Here is a 20217-nt window from a genome sequence, read left to right as displayed (position 1 = left end):
TTACATGCATATCTGGATCGACGCGGATGCCTGTCCGCGGGCTGCCAAAGAGCTGGTCTTCAAGTTTGCCCTGAAGCGCAAGCTCAACGTGATCATGGTGGCGGGCCAGCCACAGATCAAACCGCCGTATGCCTGCGTGCGGTTGATCATTGTGGAAAGCGGGATGGATGCGGCAGACGACCACTTGGTCGAGCAGGCCCAACCGGGTGATCTGGTCATCTGCAGCGACGTGCCGCTGGCGGATCGGTTGGTGAAAAAGGGCGTGGATGCGCTCGACCCGCGCGGCAAGGAGTTCGATACCCGTAACATGGGCGAGCGTCTGGCGGTGCGTAACCTGATGACGGACCTGCGCGATCAAGGCCAGATGGGCGGCGGTCAGCCGCCCTATGGAGAAAAGGAAAAGCAGGCCTTTGCCAATTCGCTCGACCGCCTGCTTACCCGGTTGACCCGCCCGCCTAAGGCGTAGGTCTTCGCCCTTGAGTTTTGGTCATTTCATCACATAACGACCTGGGGCTGGCTCTAGTGGAGGGTACTCTGCACTGCCCACCTGATACGCAGCGGGGCGAGAAGTGCCTGCATGAGGCTTTAGCCAGGCAAACCAATCGCTCCACCAGCTGCCCGGATGCTTTTCGGCTGAGGCGAGCCAGGCATCAGGGTCCTCAGGCAGTGACTCCTGCGTCCAGTATTGGCGCTTATTGCTGGCAGGTGGATTAATGATGCCGGCAATATGCCCCGAGCCTCCCAGGACAAACCGGCAAGGGCCATTGAGTAAACGTGTACCGGCATACACGCTATGCCAGGGCACGATATGGTCACCCTGGGTAGCCACAATGTAGACCGGTGCCTCAATAGCACGTAGATCCAGCCTGACGCCGCAACACTCAAGCGTGCCGTTTTTCAGGTCGTTTTGCAGATAGGTATGCCGCAGATACCAGCAGTACATCGGGCCGGGCAGATTGGTGCAGTCGTTGTTCCAGTATAAAAAATCCAGAGAGGTTGGCTTCTGGCCTTTCAGATATTTATCAACGTTGTAGTTCCACCACAGCTCATTGGGGCGTAGCAGAGAAAACGTATTCCCCATGTCCTCCCCGCGGCGCAGACCGACCATACCGCCCTGTCCGCCAATGGTCTGCTCCTGATGACTGACCATCTCCTCATCAATAAAAACGCTCAACAAACCGGTTTCCGAGTAGTCGAGCAGCGTGGTTAAAAGCGTCAGGCTGGCAATGTCCTTATCGCCTCGGGCTGCCAGAACCGACAGGGCTACGCTTAACAGGGTGCCGCCGATACAAAAACCCATGCAGTTGAGCTGGCGTTGGCCGCTAATCGCCCGGGTGACGCGCAGAGCACCGATGACGCCTTCCTGAATCAGTTGCTCCCAGGTCGTATCAGCCTGATCGGGTCCAAAATTACGCCAGGACACCATAAAGACCGGGTGGCCCTGCTCCAGTAGATGCCTGACTACAGAGTTTTCCGGTCTCAAGTCCAGAATGTAGTACTTGTTGATTACCGGCGGGACAATCAGGAAAGGGCGCTCATACTGGCTTTCGGCGCGTGGGTGATACTGGATCAGTTGGAACAGCGGCGTCTCGAAGACGACCTCGCCAGGTGTGCAGGCCAGGTCGATACCAACCTGGAAGGCATCTTTCTCACTCTGCCGCAGCTTGCCTTCCTGCATGTCGCTGATCAAATGCAGCATGCCGGTGAAGAGGCTAGCGCCCTGGGTCTCGACAGCCAGTCGCAGCGCATCAGGGTTACTTGCAAGAAAGTTGCTGGGTGCGCTGGCAGCAATGGCCTGCTCTACCAGATAGCCTATTCGGCGCCGGGGCTTCTCTGAGTCAATGGGCAGGCTTTCAACCAGTTGCAGCAGGAAACGGGAGTTAAGCAAATAAAACGCTGCTAACGAGCCAAACAGTGGATCGCTCCAATTGCCGCTGGCAAAGCGGCGGTCTTCAAAACTGAACGGCTGTAGCATCATCAAGCGTAGCCCAAGCGAACTCCACTCCTGCTGATAGTCGGCCTGCAATTGCTCCAGACGCTGAGTCGGCACGTTAAACCACTCGCTCTGGTCATGCCCTGAAAACCAGGGGTTGCTGCCTGCCCACAGGCGCAGCTGTTGAAGTGCAACACTGGCAATAAACGGTGCTTGCCCTGACCAGTAACCGGTAAAGGAGTGCTGGTTATCCATAGACTGTCCGCACGTTGAAGGTTAAGGCCTGCACGAGTCGTTTCCGAAAGGCGCCTGCAAATACTTACGAGGTTATTGATAACATTAAGTCTGTCGACTGGAGCAAGCAGGCGCAATGCGCTAAGCGCCTTACTGCATATTCATACCGCCATTTACCGAGAAGTCTGCACCGGTGGAATAGGCGGACTCTTCAGACGCCAGCCAGGCTACAAGAGAAGCAATCTCTTCAGGCTGTCCCAGACGCCCTACCGGGACGCCACCAATGATTTGCTCGAGAATCTCGGGGCGTATCACGTCTGTCATACTGCTTTTGACATAGCCGGGCGACACCGTATTGACGGTCACCCCTTTGCCGCTGACTTCACGTGCCAACGCCATCGTGAAGCCATGAATGCCTGCCTTCGCGGCCGAATAGTTGGTCTGGCCGAACTGGCCACGCTGCCCGTTGACGGACGAAATATTAATGATCCGCCCCCAACCTTTGGCCAACATGTCTTCGATGACCTGTTTCGTCGTATTGAACAGGCTGTTGAGGTTGGTGTTGATAACCGCATTCCAGTTTTCCGGGGTCAGCTTGCGAAAACTGGCATCCCGCGTGATGCCGGCGTTATTGACCAGAACATCAATAGGGCCAATGCCTTCTCGTACGTGGGCAAACGCCTGCCGGGTGCTTTCCCAATCGGCAATATCACAGTCGATAGAGTGAAAATCGTACCCCGCTTCACGTTGCTGACGGAGCCAGTCAGGTTTACGGCTTGATTGAGGTCTGCACCCTACGATCACTGTAAAGCCATCTTTATAGAGGCGTTGGCTGATAGCAGTGCCGATGCCACCCATGCCACCGGTGACCAATGCAATACGATTATTGTTTGCCATGAGCATGTCCAACCAGAGAGCTAAGCGAATTCATTTGGAGGCGCACCAGAGAATACGGGCCCTCGCACGCAAAGAAACGTTTTTCGGGCGCCTATGATTCGTATGAGGCACTGCTTGAGCCTACGTGTTTTCTTACTGACCATCAGATCAACGAAATAGCACGTCATGACTCTGAGAAATCCTTGAAATAGAAGAGTTTTTGCTCTGCAAAAAGGGCTTTTCGAGACGGTAAGTTTTTACACACCTCATTATTTGCACGTGTGCGCTAAAAATTAGTCAAATTATCCATACGTCGGCAAAGTGGCGCGTCTGGGTGTTTTGCATCGCAAAATGTTGCAGTGATTTTTTTGCAGTGCAACAATTGTTGGGCGCGTCAGTTTGATGAAGTCGCGTGCGAGGCCATGTCGGTCCTCCCATTATCAGGAGATCCTATCCATGTCTGTTTTCGATTCAGAAAAAATGCACAGCGCTCAGCAGGCTAATCTCGATGCGTTGCAGCAGATCAGTAGCAAAATGTTTGAGAACGTAGAGCGGCTCAGTCAGCTGCAGCTTAATGCACTGCGTACGCTTAGCGAAGAGCAGTTCAATCAGTTCAACAAGCTACTTTCCGTCCGCGATCCTCAATCGTTTACCGAGTATCAGGCGTCCTTCACAAGCCAGTCGGCAGCCCAGGCCGAACGTCTGCTGGCATTCAATCGACAGGTTTATGAACTGATGTCCAGCGCCCAGGCAGATATGGCCCAGTTTGCTGAGCGCCAGGGTGAGGTTGGGACACAGCATGTTCAGGACATGATGGATCAAGTCGCCAAGAATGCACCGGCTGGCGCTGGCCCTGCTATGGCGGTACTCAGATCAACTATGGACAACGCCAGTAGCTTTTACAAAAGCGCTCAGATGGCCATGAAGCAGGCCATGGATATGACCCAGCAAACCATGGCGTCTGCCGCCTCAATGGCAGGCCAGACTACCCAAAATGCCAGCCAGACGGCTGAACAGACTGCCAATGCCAGTGAGAGTGCTGCTTCGGGTCCGGCGCAGGCTGCTCGAAATGCTGCAGCCAAGGCAGCTGAGGCGGTTAGCTCGGCGGTCAAACCAAAGTAATCTGGCTTAGGCGGTACCTGATGGCGGCCAGGGTTATTCCTTGTCGCCATTGTTGTTTTCAGGCCCTTCGCCTGGCTTTTTTGTAGGCACACCACTAAACAGACCAAACAGGTTCTGGGTATTGAGGTAGAGACTTTTGGAGTGCTCGACATACTGAGTCATCAAGTTCTGCATGACCGGCATTTGTTTATGCAGGAACTCACTCCAGGCCTCTGACGACTGCGCTCCTGCCTGAGCCTGAATATCGATTACCGTTTGAATGCTTTTGTCCAGATAACTGCCTAGCATGCCTTGGAAGGGACCATAGAAGCGAATGATGTTTTTGAGCATATCGCTTGAAAAAATGGGCTCCCCCTGGCTTTCGGCCTCTTGAATGATCTGCATCAGGATAGAGCGGGTCAGGTCTTCGCCCGACCGGGCGTCCACGACCTGAAATGGAACGTCATCAATGACGAACTGGCGAATGTCAGCAAGGGTGACATGGGTACTAGTATGCGTGTCGTACAGGCGCCGGTTGGGGTATTTCTTGATCAGGCGAGGACTGGTCCGGCTGTTATCTGACATGCACGACATCTCATTGTCATTAGGTGGCGTCACCAGTTTATCCTATCCCTGGCTAAACTCGAGCGCATGACAGCCGAGGTTTTATCAACTGAAGTAGACTGTTCACTTGAGCCTGCCCTGTCCAACATCCTGCTGAGTATCAAAACTCTTTGCCATCAATGTATTTAAGCTCACCGCCACTGAAGGCATGCACCACAAATTCTCCCGGCGCTGCGCGCTGAGTGCCCAGGGTTTGCAAGGCCTGCTCCATGTCCGTACGGCCTCTTTCCCAGCGCTCGGTCAGGACAGGTCGAGAAAAGTCGAATGCTCTCATTTCGGCATCTTCCGAGACTTGGGTGTGATTGAGCAGGAGCAGCGTGGTTGCTTTGTCGATTTTTGCACCTTCGGCCAAGGCCGGTGCTAGTGCCGGATCTTCCCGACGTTCTGCGGGGAGCCAGTTACCTAACAGATGCAGTTGGCGCCGTAGTTCATGGACCTGTCGTAGGCGCTTGAGCGCCTTGGTGGTCTGGTTAGACAACAGTAGTTCAAGCTGTCGTTCTACAGATTGCCCGACGGTTTGTAAAACCTGGCTATGTCGGCGAAACAGATCCAGCGCAATACACAAGTGGTTATCCGTACTATGTTCTTCCAGCGCGGCTTCCAATGGCAAGTTGGAGCTCATTCCACCATCAACCAGCCGGCGTTCGTCCACGGTGACGGGTGGGAAAAAAGGAATAAAGCCGCAGCTGGCAAGCAAGTGATCCATTTCGATGGGCGCCTTGGTACTATCAAAGCGCACCTCCTCTCCGTTCTCTACGTCCACTGCCACAATAACCAGCCGTATTTCTCCATTGTTCAGCCTGCCGAAATCGACGGCTTTTCTAAGACTCTCACGCAGGGGGGCTAAGTCATAAAGACTTGTGTCCATTGGCATTCCAGGCAACATGGACAAGGCGCCGGGTGCATGGGGGTGATAGATGCCCGGGCTGCCGAGCAAGGAGGACTGCATGACCCGGGTTCGCTTGATATCCCAGGCTATGGGCCAATACTGGGGTACGAAGGTCCAGGCCGCCGTCTCCTGTGCGGCCGCTGACCAGAAGCGGCGTAGTGTCTCTACCCGCTTTTCCGGTGCGCTTCCGGCAATAAGGGCTGCATTAATAGCGCCGGTAGAGACAGCTGTAATCTGATCAGGATGTAAACCCTGCGCCTCCAAGGTCTCGTAAGCGCCAGCCTCATAAGCGCCCAGCGCATTGCCCCCAGAGAGAATGAGCGTAGTCCGCTCGGTCATGGCAATCTCCTCAGCCCGCCGTTGCCAGCAAGGCGAAACGTCTGTGTCGATTAAGGCTACGAATGACGATCCGAACGATTCCAGTGACGCCATGCCAGTACGCCAAGAGGAAGCCCCAACAACGCCAGGGCCGCTAAAGAGGGAACGCCACCGTTGTTTGGCCCTTTACGCCAGCCGCCTCGTACGGTGTGCTCGTCATACATGGGCTCGAACACAGTGCCGGTAGTGTCATCGCTAGGCTCATCTGCCAAAAAGCCCTTATGCAGCAGCCGACCGTTGATCCGCGTCATCAGTGAGGGTGCAAGACGTCGTAAGGTGCTGGCCAGATGGCCTGAGCCGCCGACAGCGACCTCGGCCCGAGGCCGTTGCACAAGGTCTAATACGGTTCGGGCAACTTTCTCAGGGGTATAAGCTGGCGGCGCGGCGCGTACACGCTGCTGGCTAAAGTTTGCTGCATGGATGAAGAAAGGGGTGTCGACTACCGAAGGAAGCAGGGTACAGATATGGATATTTGGCTGGTCCAATACTTCTTGGCGTAGGCACTCAGAGAATCCGCGTACTGCAAATTTGCTAGTGGCATAGGCTGTAGAGTCTGGTTTGGCGATACGCCCCACGATGGATGCATTATTGATCAGGGTGCCATGGCCCTGTAAGCGGAACTGACGCATTGCCACTTTGGCGCCATGCATATAGCCGAAAACATTGGTCTCGATGACTCGGCGCCATACGTCACTCGGGATATCCTCAAACCGGCCAAATACGCCTACCCCGGCGTTGTTAAACCACACGTCGATGCGCCCAAAGCGTGAGATGGCCTGGCGCGCCAGCCCTTCGACCTCCTCTTCGCAGGTTGTGTCGACCGTCATGGAGAAGGCAACGCTTCCCAAAATGCGACATTGCTGCACGACATCTTCCAGCCGTTCGGTACGCCGAGCTGCCAGGACGAGCCGGGCGCCGCGTTCGGCAAAGGCATAAGCAGTAGCGCGTCCGATTCCGCTTGATGCGCCTGTAATAACGACAACAGTACCGGCAAAGATTTGCTTCATGGCCTTCCCCAACTGAGCTTTTGACGCCATAGGCCTCGTTTGCTCAGAGGGAGCGACCGGGTGAGAAGTTCAAGCACGGCGGCTGGTCTTGTGGCTTGCCAGCGACTCAAATTGCCTTCACTGGAGAGGCTTGTATCAATGTCAGTACGGTTGAGTTAGGTCTGCAGCTCATAGGCTACTGGCTCTATGTACTTTTTCTGCTCATGCCCCTCCAGCCAAGCCTGCAACTGTGTAAGCGATAGCGGCTTGCTGAACAGATACCCTTGAATAAAGTCGCACTGATTGTCTCGTAGAAAAGCCAGCTGCTCTTCTGTTTCTACACCTTCAGCGACTACCCTGAGCTGCAGTTTGTGCGCCATGGCAATAATCGCGGCAGTAATCTCCATATCGGTCTGCTGATTAGGAATATCACGCACAAACGAGCGATCGACCTTGAGCGTATCGACTTTGAACTTGCTTAGGTACGCCAGGGAGGAGTAGCCACTGCCAAAGTCATCGATCGAAACCTTTACGCCAAGCGCTCGAATTCGTTCTAACAACTCAATCGCCAGGTTGAGGTTATGCATCAGAGCATTTTCAGTCAGCTCGAGCGTTAACGCCTCAGGCGGCAGCTCGGCTTCGCTGAGCGCTTCTTCCACGCGCTTGGGAAGGGTCCGATCGGTAAGGTTTAAAGGCGAGCAGTTTACTGCTACCCGTAGCTCGCTGTAACCCAGCCCGCGCAGGGTTTTCAGGTCCCGGCAGGCACGCCGCATGACCCAATGATCCAGCTCACCAATTTGCCCGCTCAGCTCTGCTACATGGACAAAGCGGTCAGGCCTGATGGGACCAAGCGTCGGATGATTCCAGCGAACCAATGCCTCCAGGCTGGCGGTAGTCCGCGCATCACTGGTAACAATAGGCTGGTAATGTACTTCCAGCGTGCCTTCAGTAATGGCCTGACGCAGTTCCTGCTCCAAGTGAAGCGTTTCCTCCGCCTGGGTCTGCAATTCCGGAGCAAAATGCAGGAAGCGATTACGCCCGTTGCGCTTGCACTGCCCCAAGGCGAGGCCTGCATTGCGCAGCAGTTCATTGGCAGAGCGGCCATCCTTGGGATAGTGGGCAATGCCGATGCTCAGCGTCATGCCTATCTGCTGTCCGCTCAGGTTGAAGGGCGGACGAAGCTGCTCCAACAGCCGCATGGCAAGGTGTTCACTGTGCTCAGGCTGTGCCTCAGGAACCAGGACTAGAAACTCGTTACCCTGACGAGCGACGTGGACGGTGCTATCAAGCACGGCCGTGATGCGTTGGGCAACCTGGGTAAGCAGATCGTCGCCCACGTTGTAACCCAGGCTGTCATTGATTCGCTTGAAGTGATCCAGATCCAGATTAAGCAGGGCAAGGCCTTCCTCGGGGGTGGCCTTGTTGATGATGCGCGCCAGTGTCTGAGTAAAGCTGTAATCGTTCAGAAGCTGGGTGAGCGGATCGAGCAACGTAACCTGACTCAGCGCCGTCGACATCTCTTCCAGGCGTACGCTCTGCTCATGAAAACGGTGTTCCAGACGAGTAGCTGTCAGGCCTGCACAGATCACGACCAAGGTCAGAAATGCAATGATGGTCCCCAAAAGCCCATGATGGGCATCATGGGCCATCATCATGACTGGCGTATCTTCCGGGACCACTAGCGTTAGTGCGGCCATGCCAGTGAAGTGCATAGACACGATCGCACCGCCCAGAATCAAGCTACCCAGGATCATGAGCAATTGGGTATGGCGACCGGCTTGGTTACGAACGTAAAACGCCATGATCAATGCCGCCAGAGACGCCAGGATAGCCACTAGGATTGAGACTAGGAACAGGAGCGGGTTGTACACCTGGACACCAACGGAATTGATTGCGGACATTCCGGTGTAGTGCATGGCTGCAATGCCGCAGCCCGCTGCGACCGAAGCTGCCAGGTATTCCCAGGTAGCAAGCCGCTCACGGCTGATAAGCCACATGACGACGCAGGACACGGCAACGGCGATGCCTAACGACAGCAACGTCATGCTGTAGCCGTACTGCATGCTGACCGGCGAGGCATAGGACAGCATTGCAATAAAGTGCATTGACCAGATACCACTGCCCAGCGCCAGGCCGCCTACACCACACCAGAGCAAACGGTTCTTACTCAAGGCGGCCGACGAGGCGCGTCTGGCCATGTAAAGCGCGGTATAACCGGCCGCTGTCGCTACCAGATAGGACAGCAGAACCAGAACGAAATGATGATGATCGGAGCCGACCGGTACGAAGCCGTCAGGCAGGGATGTGGCAAGCAACATGATTACAGACTCGAAAGGACATCCCACTGCATCGATATATTCGATATCGCCACGGCAAGGCTACTGAATACGTTGGTAATGGCCTTATCGGCCGCCCGTCGGCCAAGCTTGAGGATGACCGACAGGTGGAGGCGGGAAAAAGAAAGAAAAACTATTTTTTCGGAGCGCGTATCCGGCGCCACAGCCAGAGTACCACGCCCAGAACCAGCAGGGCGCCGAGCACCATCAGTTCGTAGCGCTTGAGATTGCCCAGGGCCCCTTCGAGCACTGCTCCAAAGTGATAGGCCGCCAATCCCAGGACAGTGGCCCAGACAATGGCGCCGATACCATTGAGCAGCAGGTAGCGCGCCGGAGGATAGCCCGACATGCCAATGGCCACCGGCATTACCGTTCTCAGGCCGTAGACGAAGCGAAAGCTGAGCACCCACAGATCGGGATGACGGCGAATATGATCCAGCGCCTTGTCTCCCATGGCTTCCCAGCGAGGCTTTCGCTTGAGCAGCTTGCGACCGTGACGGCGACCCAGGAAATACCAGAGCTGGTCGCCTGCATAACTTCCCATGAAGGCCACCATGATGACCGTCTGGATGTTCATATACTCGCGGAAGGCTAGAAAACCTGCCAGAACCAGAATGGTTTCACCCTCGAAGAACGTGCCGAGGAAAAGGGCGAAATAACCGAAATCATGGAGGAATTGTTGCAGCATCGTCACGACAACAGGGCGAAATGAAGGCGCAGCCTAACTCGGTTAGCCGCCGGAAGGAAGCTGTCGCTTCGTCTAACCCTTTTTAAAAGCAGGGGATTTGCATAGCGATGTGCCAAGCCGAAGCTAGAGGTCGTCTGCCTTAAACAGGGTTGATAGACATGCCTTATTGTCATCAGTTGTTACCATTCGGTCATGATAGTGACTTATAACTCATCACAATGACTCTGCTTGAGTCCGGGAGTACACCGTGAGTTTCACTTCAGTAAGCCGTTCCTTTCCATTCACGCGGATGCGCCGCCAGCGCCGGGATGACTTTTCCCGCCGTTTGATGCGTGAGCACACGCTGACCGTAGACGACCTGATCCTGCCGATGTTCGTGCTCGACGGCGAAAATCGCCGTGAAAGCGTGCCCTCCATGCCGGGCGTCGAGCGTCTATCCATCGATCTTCTACTGGAAGAAGCGGCTGAGCTTGTAGCATTAGGCATTCCTGCCGTCGCTCTGTTCCCCGTCACACCGCCTGAGAAGAAATCTCTCGATGGTGCCGAGGCTTACAACCCTGACGGTATCGCCCAGCGTGCCACGCGTGCGCTCCGTGAACACTTTCCGGAGCTGGGCGTGATTACCGACGTTGCGCTCGATCCGTTTACCACCCACGGACAGGATGGCATTCTCGATGAGAATGGCTATGTGCTGAACGACATATCCGTCGAGGTGCTGGTCAGGCAGGCGCTGTCCCATGCGGCCGCAGGTGCCCAGGTCGTTGCGCCGTCGGACATGATGGATGGCCGAGTAGGGGCCATTCGCGCGGCCCTGGAAGACGCGGGTTATCACAACGTGCAGATCATGGCCTACTCGGCCAAGTATGCGAGCGCCTATTACGGGCCTTTCCGGGATGCGGTCGGCTCGGCTGCCAATCTGGGCAAAGGCAACAAGGCGACCTACCAGATGGATCCGGCCAACAGTGACGAGGCCTTGCAGGAAGTGGCGGGCGATCTGGCCGAGGGGGCCGATTCCGTCATGGTCAAGCCGGGCATGCCTTACCTGGACATTGTGCGCCGGGTGAAGGACGAGTTCCGCGTGCCGACCTTTGTGTACCAAGTCAGCGGCGAATACGCCATGCACATGGCCGCAATCCAGAACGGGTGGCTATCCGATGCGGTGATTCTGGAGTCTCTGCTCGCTTTCAAACGTGCCGGCGCTGATGGCATTCTGACTTACTTTGCCAAACGTGCTGCCCAACAATTACGTCAGGAGCGTTAACGCTCCCAAGGAGCTGCCATGAACAGCCAAGGACTCATTGATACTACTGCGCGCACCGAGGAGGCCGCATTGACCGACGCTACGCCCACCGTTGAAACCACGCCTGCGGTCGCGGTGCCAGAAGCACCGGCCGTGCCGGCCTTAAGTGTTGACGACAGTAGCCTGTATATTCACCGGGAACTGTCTCAGCTGCAATTCAACATCCGGGTGCTCGAACAGGCCCTCGATGAGTCCTATCCGCTGCTTGAACGGCTCAAGTTCCTGCTGATCTTTTCCAGCAACCTGGACGAGTTTTTCGAGATTCGTGTCGCGGGTCTGAAAAAACAGGTCGCCTTTGCCCGCGAGCAGGCCGGTGCCGACGGCTTGCTGCCGCATCAGGCCCTGGCCCGTATCAGCGACATCGTGCATGAGCAGGTGGCACGCCAGTACACCATTCTCAACGATGTGCTGTTGCCGGAGCTGTCCAAACATCAGATCCGCTTCATTCGCCGCCGCAACTGGGACCTGAAGATCAAGGGCTGGGTACGCAAGTTCTTCCGCGACGAGATCGCCCCGATTATCACGCCCATCGGGCTCGATCCCACACACCCGTTCCCGCTCCTGGTCAATAAGAGCCTCAACTTCATCGTTGAGCTGGAAGGGATGGACGCCTTTGGCCGCGACTCGGGTCTGGCCATCATTCCGGCGCCGCGTTCGCTGCCGCGTATCATCAGCGTGCCCGAAGAAATTGGCGGCCCGGGCGACAACTACGTTTTCCTCTCTTCGATGATCCATGCTCATGCCGACGACCTGTTTCCTGGCATGAAGGTGAAGGGCTGCTTCCAGTTCCGTCTGACCCGTAACGCCGACCTGTCGGTGGACGCCGAAGATGTAGACGACCTGGCCCGCGCGCTGCGAGGCGAGCTGTTCTCCCGCCGCTACGGGGATGCGGTACGCCTGGAGGTAGTCGAAAGCTGCCCGAAGAACCTTACGGACTATCTGCTCAAGCAGTTCAATCTGGCTGAAAGCGAGCTCTACAAGGTCAACGGCCCGGTCAACCTGACGCGCTTGTTCAGTGTGACGGGACTCGACAGCCACCCTGAGCTGCAGAACGCCCCGCTGACGCCCAGCATTCCCAAGCTGCTTCAGAAGAAGGAAAACCTCTTCAACGTACTGGGCAAGATCGATGTGCTGCTAATGCACCCGTTCGAGTCCTTTACGCCTGTGGTTGACCTGCTGCGCCAGGCTGCCAAGGATCCCAGCGTTCTGGCCATCAAACAGACCCTGTACCGCAGCGGTGCCAACTCGGAAATCGTCGATGCGTTGGTAGAAGCGGCGCGTAGCGGCAAGGAAGTGACGGCGGTCATCGAATTGCGGGCGCGTTTCGACGAGGAATCCAACCTGCAACTGGCGAGCCGTCTCCAGCAGGCAGGGGCCGTGGTGATCTATGGGGTGGTCGGCTTTAAGACTCACGCCAAGATGATGCTCATTCTGCGCCGTGAAAATGGTGAGTTGCGGCGTTATGCGCACCTGGGCACTGGTAACTACCATGCCGGCAACGCCAAGCTGTACACCGACTACAGCCTGCTGACGGCCGACATAGCCCTGACCGAAGACGTTCACAAGCTGTTCAACCAGTTGATCGGCATGGGCAAGACGCTGCGCATGAAAAAGCTCCTGCATGCGCCGTTTACGCTCAAGAAGAACCTGCTGGAAATGATCAACCGTGAGGCCGCTGCAGCCGCCGAGGGTCGCCCCGCGCACATCATGGCCAAGGTCAACGGTCTGACCGATCCCAAGGTCATCCGAGCGCTGTACAAGGCAAGCCAGGCGGGTGTGAAGATCGACCTGGTCGTTCGCGGCATGTGCTGTCTGCGTCCGGGCGTACCGGGCGTGTCGCATAACATCCAGGTGCGTTCGATCATCGGCCGCTTCCTGGAGCACAGCCGAATCTATTACTTCCTTAATGGGGGAGATGAGCGCATGTACCTGTCCAGTGCGGACTGGATGGAGCGAAACCTCGACATGCGTGTGGAGACCTGCTTCCCGGTGGAAGGCAAAAAGCTCATTTCACGGGTCAAGAAGGATCTGGAAGCCTACCTCACTGACAACACCCAGAGCTGGGTGCTGCAGGAGGACGGGAGTTACCAGCGCATTTCGCCAACGGGCAACCAGAACCCGCGGACTGTGCAGGCGACTCTCATGGAGCGCCTGAGCAGTCCGGGTATCAACACACGGTAAGGGTATAGCCGATCCGCGTGAGCCATTGCGCTTCCTGTTCGAAGTCAGCCTGGGTCAGCGGATTCTGCTCCAGCCAGCCGACCGGGAAGCATACCGCGAGGCTGCGCGGACCTGCCTTGAGCGTCACGATGGGGCGCTCCTGGTTGCTGCGGATATGATGGAACAGAATGGCAAAGCGCAGCAGGATGCACAGGCGGATCAGGCTTTCGCCTTCTTCGTCACCCAGCTCGGCGAAGCGATCTCGCGGGATATTGCGGCGATGGCCGCGTACCAGAAGGGCTAGCATCTGTTGGTCGCGTCGGGAAAACCCAGGTAGATCGGAATGCTCGATCAGATAGGCGCCGTGCTTGTGATAGTGGTAGTGGGCAATGTCCAGCCCGATCTCATGCACGCGCGCTGCCCAGGTCAGCAGTTCCCGATAGCAAGGATTGCTCAGGTTCCAGGCTTCGGTAACCTGCTCGAAGGCCTTCAAAGCACGGCGCTCGACCCGTTCGGCCTGACGCTTGTCCACGTGGTAGCGCTCTGCTAGGGCCGACAGCGTACGCTCCCGTACATCCTCGTGGTGCTGGCGACCGATCATGTCATAGAGCACACCTTCACGCAGTGCGCCTTCGGACAGGTTCATCTCCTGCAGCTCCAGCGCCTTGAAGATCGCCTCCAGAATGGCGAGACCACCCGGCAGAATGGTGCGGCGGTCGGGCTTGACCCCTTCGATATCGAGCTTTTCGATATCGCCCTGCTTGAAGATCTTGCGCTTGAGCCATTCGATGCCTTCGGCATTGACCTCACCCTTGCCGCGCCCGGCGGCCTGGATGGCCAGGGCTACGGCACGGATGGTGCCGGAGGCGCCTACGGCTTCCTGCCAGCCTTTTTCGCGCAGGCTCTGGTCGATGTTCATCAATTCCAGCCGGGCGGCCGTGTAGGCCTGGGCATAGCGAGACGGCGTGATCTTGCCGTCTGCGAAGAACCGCTTGGTATAACTGACACAGCCCATCTGCAGGCTTTCGCGCTGATGGGTCTCAAAGCGTTGGCCGATAATGAACTCGGTGCTGCCACCACCGATATCAGTCACCAGGCGACGGCCTTCCATATCTGGCATGGTATGGGAAACGCCCAGGTAGATCAGGCGGGCTTCTTCACGGCCGGAGATGACTTCCACGGAATGCCCCAGTACCTGCTGGGCACGCATGATGAAGTCGCTGCGGTTTCTGGCCTCGCGAAGCGCGTTGGTGCCTACGATACGCACGGCGCCCAGCGGCAGGCCGGTGATCAACTGGGCAAAGCGGCGCAGGCATTCGAGCCCGCGTTCCATGGCTTCTTCGCTGAGCATTCGTGATTCGTCCAGCCCAGCGGCCAGCTGAATCTTTTCGCCCATGCGTTCAAGGATACGAATTTCGCCATGGTCAGTCCGCGCCCGAACAATGTGAAAGCTATTGGAGCCAAGATCGATGGCAGCAATCAGGGGAAACGGTTCTGCGGATGAATGCGGCATGCTGACGGTCTCATACATAAACGTCGACAATCGTGCCACGATCGAAGAGGTCTGCCAAACTTCAACGTGCAGTCAGACTGTTTCAGTCGATGGGCTGTAGTCTGGATCAATGAACCGAACCGATGAACTGTGCCCGCTCCGGCGTCCCGGGGTTGACGAATAATGTCTTGGGATTGCCCAGTTCATGCACCTTGCCTTGATGCATGAGCGCCTGCACATCGCCCACTTGGCGGCAAAGGGTGTCTCATAAGGCATCATGATCAGTGTCATGCCATCCTGGACCCGCTGCTTCCTGCTAAGGATTCTTGCCTAGGCTGAAAATCACTTAATCAACCTTGTCTTGATCTTAAAAGGAATACGGTTGGTGCTGGTTATTGGCACCAGCACGAGTCTGGTATCCAGCTTCTCGGCACCCGCTGTGCCGTGTCGATGTTGAGACCATGCGGATGAGGCATGCTGCTCCGTTCTAGTGCGCAGCTTCATTGAGAAGGGCAAAACAAGGCGTATTCGTACAGGCAGCCCGCTGATTTTCCGGCGGTCTGCCAAATGGTGTAATTGAGAGGCTTTAGCTGTCCCAATAAAGAGACTTAATGGCTTGTGCCTTCCTGTTAAGCGCTGGCAGGGCTATAGTGGTCGTTCTTTTTTTGTCGTTTCCGAATTCGGAGAAAGTCCATGAGCGAATACATCACCAACGTCAGCGATGCCAGCTTCGAGCAGGACGTGCTCAAGGCTGACGGTCCCGTGCTGGTCGACTACTGGGCCGAATGGTGTGGTCCCTGCAAAATGATTGCGCCGGTTCTGGATGAAATCGCCAAGGACTATCAGGGCAAACTGAAGGTTTGCAAACTCAACATCGATGAAAACCAGGATACCCCGCCGAAGTATGGCGTACGTGGTATCCCGACGCTGATGCTGTTCAAGAACGGCTCCGTTGAAGCCACCAAGGTGGGCGCACTGTCCAAATCCCAGCTGGCGGCATTCCTCGATAGCAATATCTGATTTTATTGCTTTCGATCAAAGGCCCTGCGTTTAGCGGGGCTTTTTGTTATTTAGCACTAGACGTGCTGTCTAGCGGGGTGCTACATTCGATCTCGCAACGACACAAACGCGTGTCGCCCTCTGCATGCCTTCGCCGATTCTCTTATTAGAATAACCAACGCGATCCTGTCGTTAGCCGCGGCGAGGCCTCTCAAGCCAAAAAGATTCTTACTCCCTCCTTTTCTCAGTTAGCAACGTCTATGAACCTTACCGAACTCAAGCAAAAGCCAATCACGGAACTGTTGGAAATGGCGGAAGCCATGGGCCTGGAAAACATGGCTCGCTCCCGCAAGCAGGACGTGATTTTCTCTCTGCTGAAAAAACACGCAAAAAGCGGTGAAGAGATTTCCGGTGATGGCGTGCTGGAGATTCTGCAGGATGGCTTCGGCTTCCTGCGTAGTGCGGACTCCTCCTACCTGGCCGGCCCCGACGATATCTACGTCTCTCCCAGTCAGATCCGCCGTTTCAATCTACGCACCGGTGATACCATCATCGGCAAGATTCGCCCGCCGAAAGAAGGTGAGCGTTACTTCGCGCTGCTCAAGGTCGATACCATTAACTATGATCGACCCGAGAATGCGAAGAACAAGATCCTGTTCGAAAACCTGACGCCGCTGTTCCCCAACAAGCGCCTGACGATGGAAGCCGGTAATGGCTCCACCGAAGACCTCACCGGCCGAGTGATCGACCTGTGTGCGCCGATTGGCAAGGGCCAGCGTGGTCTTATCGTCGCTCCGCCAAAAGCGGGCAAGACGCTGATGCTGCAGAACATCGCCAGCAACATCACCCGTAACAACCCCGAGTGCCACCTGATCGTTCTGCTGATCGACGAGCGCCCGGAAGAAGTAACCGAAATGCAGCGTACCGTGCGCGGCGAAGTAGTGGCGTCCACCTTTGACGAGCCGCCAACCCGCCACGTACAGGTTGCCGAAATGGTGATCGAGAAGGCCAAGCGCCTGGTCGAGCACAAGAAAGACGTGGTGATTCTGCTGGACTCTATTACCCGTCTGGCGCGTGCCTACAACACCGTGATCCCGAGCTCCGGCAAGGTACTAACCGGTGGTGTGGATGCCCATGCGCTCGAAAAGCCCAAGCGTTTCTTCGGAGCGGCACGTAACATCGAAGAAGGCGGTAGCCTGACCATCCTGGCAACAGCCCTGGTCGATACCGGCTCGAAGATGGACGAGGTCATCTACGAAGAATTCAAGGGTACCGGTAACATGGAGCTTCAGCTGGATCGCAAGATCTCCGAGAAGCGCGTATTCCCCGCTATCAACATCAATCGCTCCGGCACCCGCCGCGAAGAGTTGCTGACCGGTGAGGAAGAGCTGCAGCGCATCTGGATTCTGCGCAAGATCCTGCATCCGATGGAAGAGATCGGTGCCATCGAGTTCCTGCTCGATAAGTTGCGTCAGACCAAGACCAACGACGAGTTCTTCGACTCGATGAAGCGCAAGTAAGACTGAAAAGGCCGGGGTTTCCCGGCCTTTTCACATCCTGGGCAGGCTTTTCATTTTCGAAAAGGGGGCCAGGAGCGGTACACTTTCCGCTTCATTCTCTGCCGAGATACCTCCCGCTATGCAATACCGCGACCTTCGCGACTTCATCCGCGGCCTGGAACAGCGTGGCGAGCTGAAGCGCATCCAGACCCCCGTCTCGCCCAACCTCGAAATGACCGAAGTGTGTGACCGTACCTTGCGTCGCAAGGGGCCGGCTCTGCTGTTCGAAAATCCGACCGGATATGACATGCCTGTGCTAGGCAACCTGTTTGGCACACCTGAGCGGGTTGCGATGGGCATGGGTGCAGAAGATGTCGGTGAACTGCGCGAGATTGGCAAGCTGCTGGCATTTCTGAAGGAGCCGGAGCCGCCCAAGGGATTGAAGGATGCCTGGTCAAAGCTGCCGATCTACAAGAAGGTCATCAGCATGGCGCCCAAGGTGATGAAGGACGCCCCTTGCCATGAGGTGATCGAAGAGGGCGAGGCGGTTGATCTGTCCCGCTTGCCGATCCAGCACTGCTGGCCGGGCGATGTCGGTCCGTTGATCACCTGGGGCCTGACCGTTACCAAAGGACCGAACAAGGAACGGCAGAACCTGGGTATCTACCGTCAGCAGGTCATTGGTCGCAACAAGGTCATCATGCGCTGGCTTAGCCATCGTGGCGGCGCCCTGGATTTTCGTGAATGGTGCGCCAAGTATCCAGGCAAGCCCTATCCCGTGGCGGTAGCCCTGGGTGCAGATCCGGCAACGATTCTGGGCGCTGTTACGCCGGTTCCGGATACGCTGTCCGAATATGCATTTGCTGGCCTTCTGCGTGGCAGCCGTACCGAGTTGGTGAAATGCATCGGCAGCGACCTGCAGGTTCCAGCCAGCGCCGAGATCATTCTGGAAGGCTTCATCTATCCCGGCGAGATGGCTGATGAGGGGCCTTACGGTGACCATACCGGCTATTACAATGAAGTAGACCGCTTCCCAGTGTTTACCGTCGAGCGTATCACTCGCCGCCGTGACGCGATCTACCACAGTACCTATACCGGACGTCCGCCGGATGAGCCGGCTATTCTTGGTGTGGCATTGAACGAAGTGTTCGTGCCGATCCTGCAAAAGCAGTTTCCTGAGATCGTTGATTTCTATCTGCCGCCGGAAGGGTGCTCCTACCGCATGGCTGTGGTCACCATGAAAAAGCAGTACCCAGGCCATGCCAAGCGGGTAATGCTGGGCGTCTGGAGCTTCCTGCGCCAGTTCATGTACACCAAGTTCGTGATCGTGACCGATGATGACATCAACGCACGGGACTGGAACGATGTGATCTGGGCTATCACGACCCGCATGGACCCTAAGCGCGACACCGTGATGATCGACAACACGCCCATCGACTATCTGGATTTCGCTTCGCCGATTTCGGGCCTGGGCTCGAAGATGGGGTTGGATGCTACCAACAAGTGGCCCGGAGAGACCAACCGGGAATGGGGGCGGGCTATCGTCAAGGACGAAGCCGTGGTCAAGCGGGTCGATGAAATCTGGTCCAGCCTGGGGATCGATTGATGGATACTGTTGGCCCGACGGGGATAAGTTGCGCACGTTGTGCGTCGAACGCTATGCATACAGAGGAATTTGCAGGCATGGGATTCGTGCAGAGCTATCCCCAGACATCCACTTCCATTCACAAGGCGTCCTGAGATGAAGGTCACGCTACGTCCCTCCGGGGCGGTACTCGAGACGTTACCTGGCGAGCGCATCCTGGATGCGGCACACAGACTGGGGTATGAGTGTCCGCACAGCTGCCGCAACGGTAATTGCCATGTCTGTGCAGCCTTGTTGATCGAAGGGCGGGTCAGGCAGCAGAACGATGTCATCGACCACGGTGAGATTTTTGTCTGCCTGGCCGAGCCGCTCGAAACATGTGAGTTGCATTGGGATGGAGTGTTGGCGCCGGGCGAGCTTCCAGTAGGCACCTTTGCCTGTCAGGTCCTGGCATGTGAGGATGTGGGCGGAGATGTACGCCGTGTCCGGCTGCTGGCTCCAGCAGGCAAGCCCCCGCGCTATCACGCTGGACAATACCTGATGCTTGAGCGGGACGATGGCAAGCAGTCGGCCTTTTCGCTGGCATCCGCACCGCATCAGGGGCGTGAGCTGGAGTTGCATATTCTGACGCGTGAAGAGAGCAGTCAGGCGATTATTCAGCAGCTTGAGCGAGAACGCATGGTGCGCGTCCAGCTGCCTTTTGGCGATGCGCATCTGGCCGATCTGCCTCCAGGCCCGCTTGTTCTGATCGCGGCCGGAACGGGAATGGCACAAATGCACAGCCTCATCGAGGATTGCCGTGCGCGCGGCTTCGATCAACCCCTGCACCTGTATTGGGGCGTGCGTCATCCCGATGACTTCTATGCATTACCCCATTGGGAAGAGTGGGAGCAGGACCCCCGTCTTCACTTGAACAAGGTAGTAAGTGACCTGTGTGGGTGGGAGGGACGTTGTGGCCTCTTGCATGAAGCGGTGCGAGAGGACTTCACCGATATGAAGTCACTCCACGTGTATGCCAGTGGGTCGCCTGCCATGGTTTATGCCACATTGGATGCGCTGGTCGAAGGTGGGATGGATCCTCACCAAATGTGGGCCGACGTGTTCGCCTATGCGCCAAGAGAGGCGCTGGGGTTGTAA

Annotated in this window: 16 protein-coding genes and 1 pseudogene; 8 read left to right on the top strand and 9 right to left on the bottom strand. The window is 56.6% G+C overall.

All coding sequences use genetic code 11. The features are described 5' to 3' along the window. The first annotated feature begins 4 nt into the window (after positions 1-4). On the top strand, positions 5-466 hold the full coding sequence (locus QWJ10_RS07345) for a YaiI/YqxD family protein (protein WP_289925148.1): 462 nt from the start codon (positions 5-7) through the stop codon (positions 464-466). Between the two features lie 21 nt (positions 467-487). On the opposite strand, the gene phaC is transcribed toward QWJ10_RS07345, so the two are convergent. Both phaC and phbB read right to left on the bottom strand, forming a co-directional pair. Next, complete coding sequence (gene phaC / locus QWJ10_RS07340) at positions 488-2188, bottom strand: class I poly(R)-hydroxyalkanoic acid synthase (RefSeq protein WP_289925145.1); 1701 nt, start codon at positions 2186-2188, stop codon at positions 488-490. 129 nt (positions 2189-2317) lie between these two features. Beyond that, positions 2318-3064 carry an acetoacetyl-CoA reductase gene (gene phbB / locus QWJ10_RS07335; protein ID WP_289925144.1) on the bottom strand — a complete coding sequence of 249 codons (747 nt, stop codon included), beginning with the start codon at positions 3062-3064 and terminating at the stop codon, positions 2318-2320. 435 nt (positions 3065-3499) lie between these two features. Here phbB and phaP point away from each other — a divergent pair, with 435 nt between their 5' ends. Beyond that, positions 3500-4165, top strand: a complete 666-nt coding sequence (gene phaP / locus QWJ10_RS07330) for a TIGR01841 family phasin (protein ID WP_289925142.1) — start codon at positions 3500-3502, stop codon at positions 4163-4165. Between the two features lie 33 nt (positions 4166-4198). Here phaP and phaR read toward each other — a convergent pair whose 3' ends face one another. The 5 genes from phaR to QWJ10_RS07305 all read right to left on the bottom strand — a co-directional run bounded on the left by phaR (position 4199) and on the right by QWJ10_RS07305 (position 10045). Beyond that, positions 4199-4729: a polyhydroxyalkanoate synthesis repressor PhaR gene (gene phaR / locus QWJ10_RS07325; protein ID WP_289925139.1), complete on the bottom strand. Its 531-nt coding sequence runs from the start codon at positions 4727-4729 to the stop codon at positions 4199-4201. 139 nt (positions 4730-4868) lie between these two features. Continuing rightward, positions 4869-5996, bottom strand: coding sequence for a patatin-like phospholipase family protein (locus QWJ10_RS07320; protein ID WP_289925137.1), 1128 nt, complete (start codon positions 5994-5996; stop codon positions 4869-4871). Positions 5997-6052: 56 nt separating this feature from the next. Next, positions 6053-7042, bottom strand: a complete 990-nt coding sequence (locus QWJ10_RS07315; protein ID WP_289925135.1) for an SDR family oxidoreductase — start codon at positions 7040-7042, stop codon at positions 6053-6055. Positions 7043-7197: 155 nt separating this feature from the next. Further along, positions 7198-9339 (bottom strand): bifunctional diguanylate cyclase/phosphodiesterase, encoded by a 2142-nt coding sequence (locus QWJ10_RS07310; protein ID WP_289925133.1) that lies wholly within the window; start codon positions 9337-9339, stop codon positions 7198-7200. Positions 9340-9490: 151 nt separating this feature from the next. Further along, positions 9491-10045, bottom strand: a complete 555-nt coding sequence (locus QWJ10_RS07305) for a DedA family protein (protein ID WP_010796689.1) — start codon at positions 10043-10045, stop codon at positions 9491-9493. Between the two features lie 247 nt (positions 10046-10292). On the opposite strand from QWJ10_RS07305, the gene hemB reads away from it, so the two are divergent. Both hemB and ppk1 read left to right on the top strand, forming a co-directional pair. Beyond that, entirely contained in the window at positions 10293-11306 is a 1014-nt protein-coding gene (gene hemB / locus QWJ10_RS07300) for a porphobilinogen synthase (protein ID WP_289925131.1), read from the top strand. An 18-nt stretch (positions 11307-11324) separates the two neighbouring features. Then, positions 11325-13526, top strand: coding sequence for a polyphosphate kinase 1 (gene ppk1 / locus QWJ10_RS07295; protein ID WP_010796691.1), 2202 nt, complete (start codon positions 11325-11327; stop codon positions 13524-13526). Here the strand turns inward: ppk1 and ppx are convergent. Both ppx and QWJ10_RS07285 read right to left on the bottom strand, forming a co-directional pair. Continuing rightward, the gene (gene ppx, locus QWJ10_RS07290) at positions 13513-15018 is read right to left on the bottom strand and encodes an exopolyphosphatase (RefSeq protein WP_074821752.1); all 1506 of its coding nucleotides are present in this window, start codon (positions 15016-15018) and stop codon (positions 13513-13515) included. The genes ppk1 and ppx overlap by 14 nt on opposite strands. 106 nt (positions 15019-15124) lie before the next feature. After that, a pseudogene (locus QWJ10_RS07285) lies at positions 15125-15321 on the bottom strand (amino acid ABC transporter ATP-binding protein); the annotation flags it as partial. Positions 15322-15690: 369 nt separating this feature from the next. Between QWJ10_RS07285 and trxA the strand changes: the two are divergent. The 4 genes from trxA (at position 15691) to QWJ10_RS07265 (ending at position 20217) form a co-directional block, all read left to right on the top strand. Then, positions 15691-16017 carry a thioredoxin TrxA gene (gene trxA / locus QWJ10_RS07280; protein ID WP_010796694.1) on the top strand — a complete coding sequence of 109 codons (327 nt, stop codon included), beginning with the start codon at positions 15691-15693 and terminating at the stop codon, positions 16015-16017. Between the two features lie 239 nt (positions 16018-16256). Then, on the top strand, positions 16257-17516 hold the full coding sequence (gene rho / locus QWJ10_RS07275; RefSeq protein WP_010796695.1) for a transcription termination factor Rho: 1260 nt from the start codon (positions 16257-16259) through the stop codon (positions 17514-17516). A 118-nt stretch (positions 17517-17634) separates the two neighbouring features. Next, on the top strand, positions 17635-19101 hold the full coding sequence (ubiD, locus tag QWJ10_RS07270; RefSeq protein ID WP_010796696.1) for a 4-hydroxy-3-polyprenylbenzoate decarboxylase: 1467 nt from the start codon (positions 17635-17637) through the stop codon (positions 19099-19101). Positions 19102-19236: 135 nt separating this feature from the next. Continuing rightward, on the top strand, positions 19237-20217 hold the full coding sequence (locus QWJ10_RS07265) for a CDP-6-deoxy-delta-3,4-glucoseen reductase (protein WP_289925124.1): 981 nt from the start codon (positions 19237-19239) through the stop codon (positions 20215-20217).

Origin of the sequence: Pseudomonas sp. WAC2 (assembly GCF_030403525.1) — a bacterium.
Taxonomy (GTDB): domain Bacteria; phylum Pseudomonadota; class Gammaproteobacteria; order Pseudomonadales; family Pseudomonadaceae; genus Chryseomonas; species Chryseomonas luteola.
This window is presented reverse-complemented; position numbering and strand designations above follow the sequence as displayed.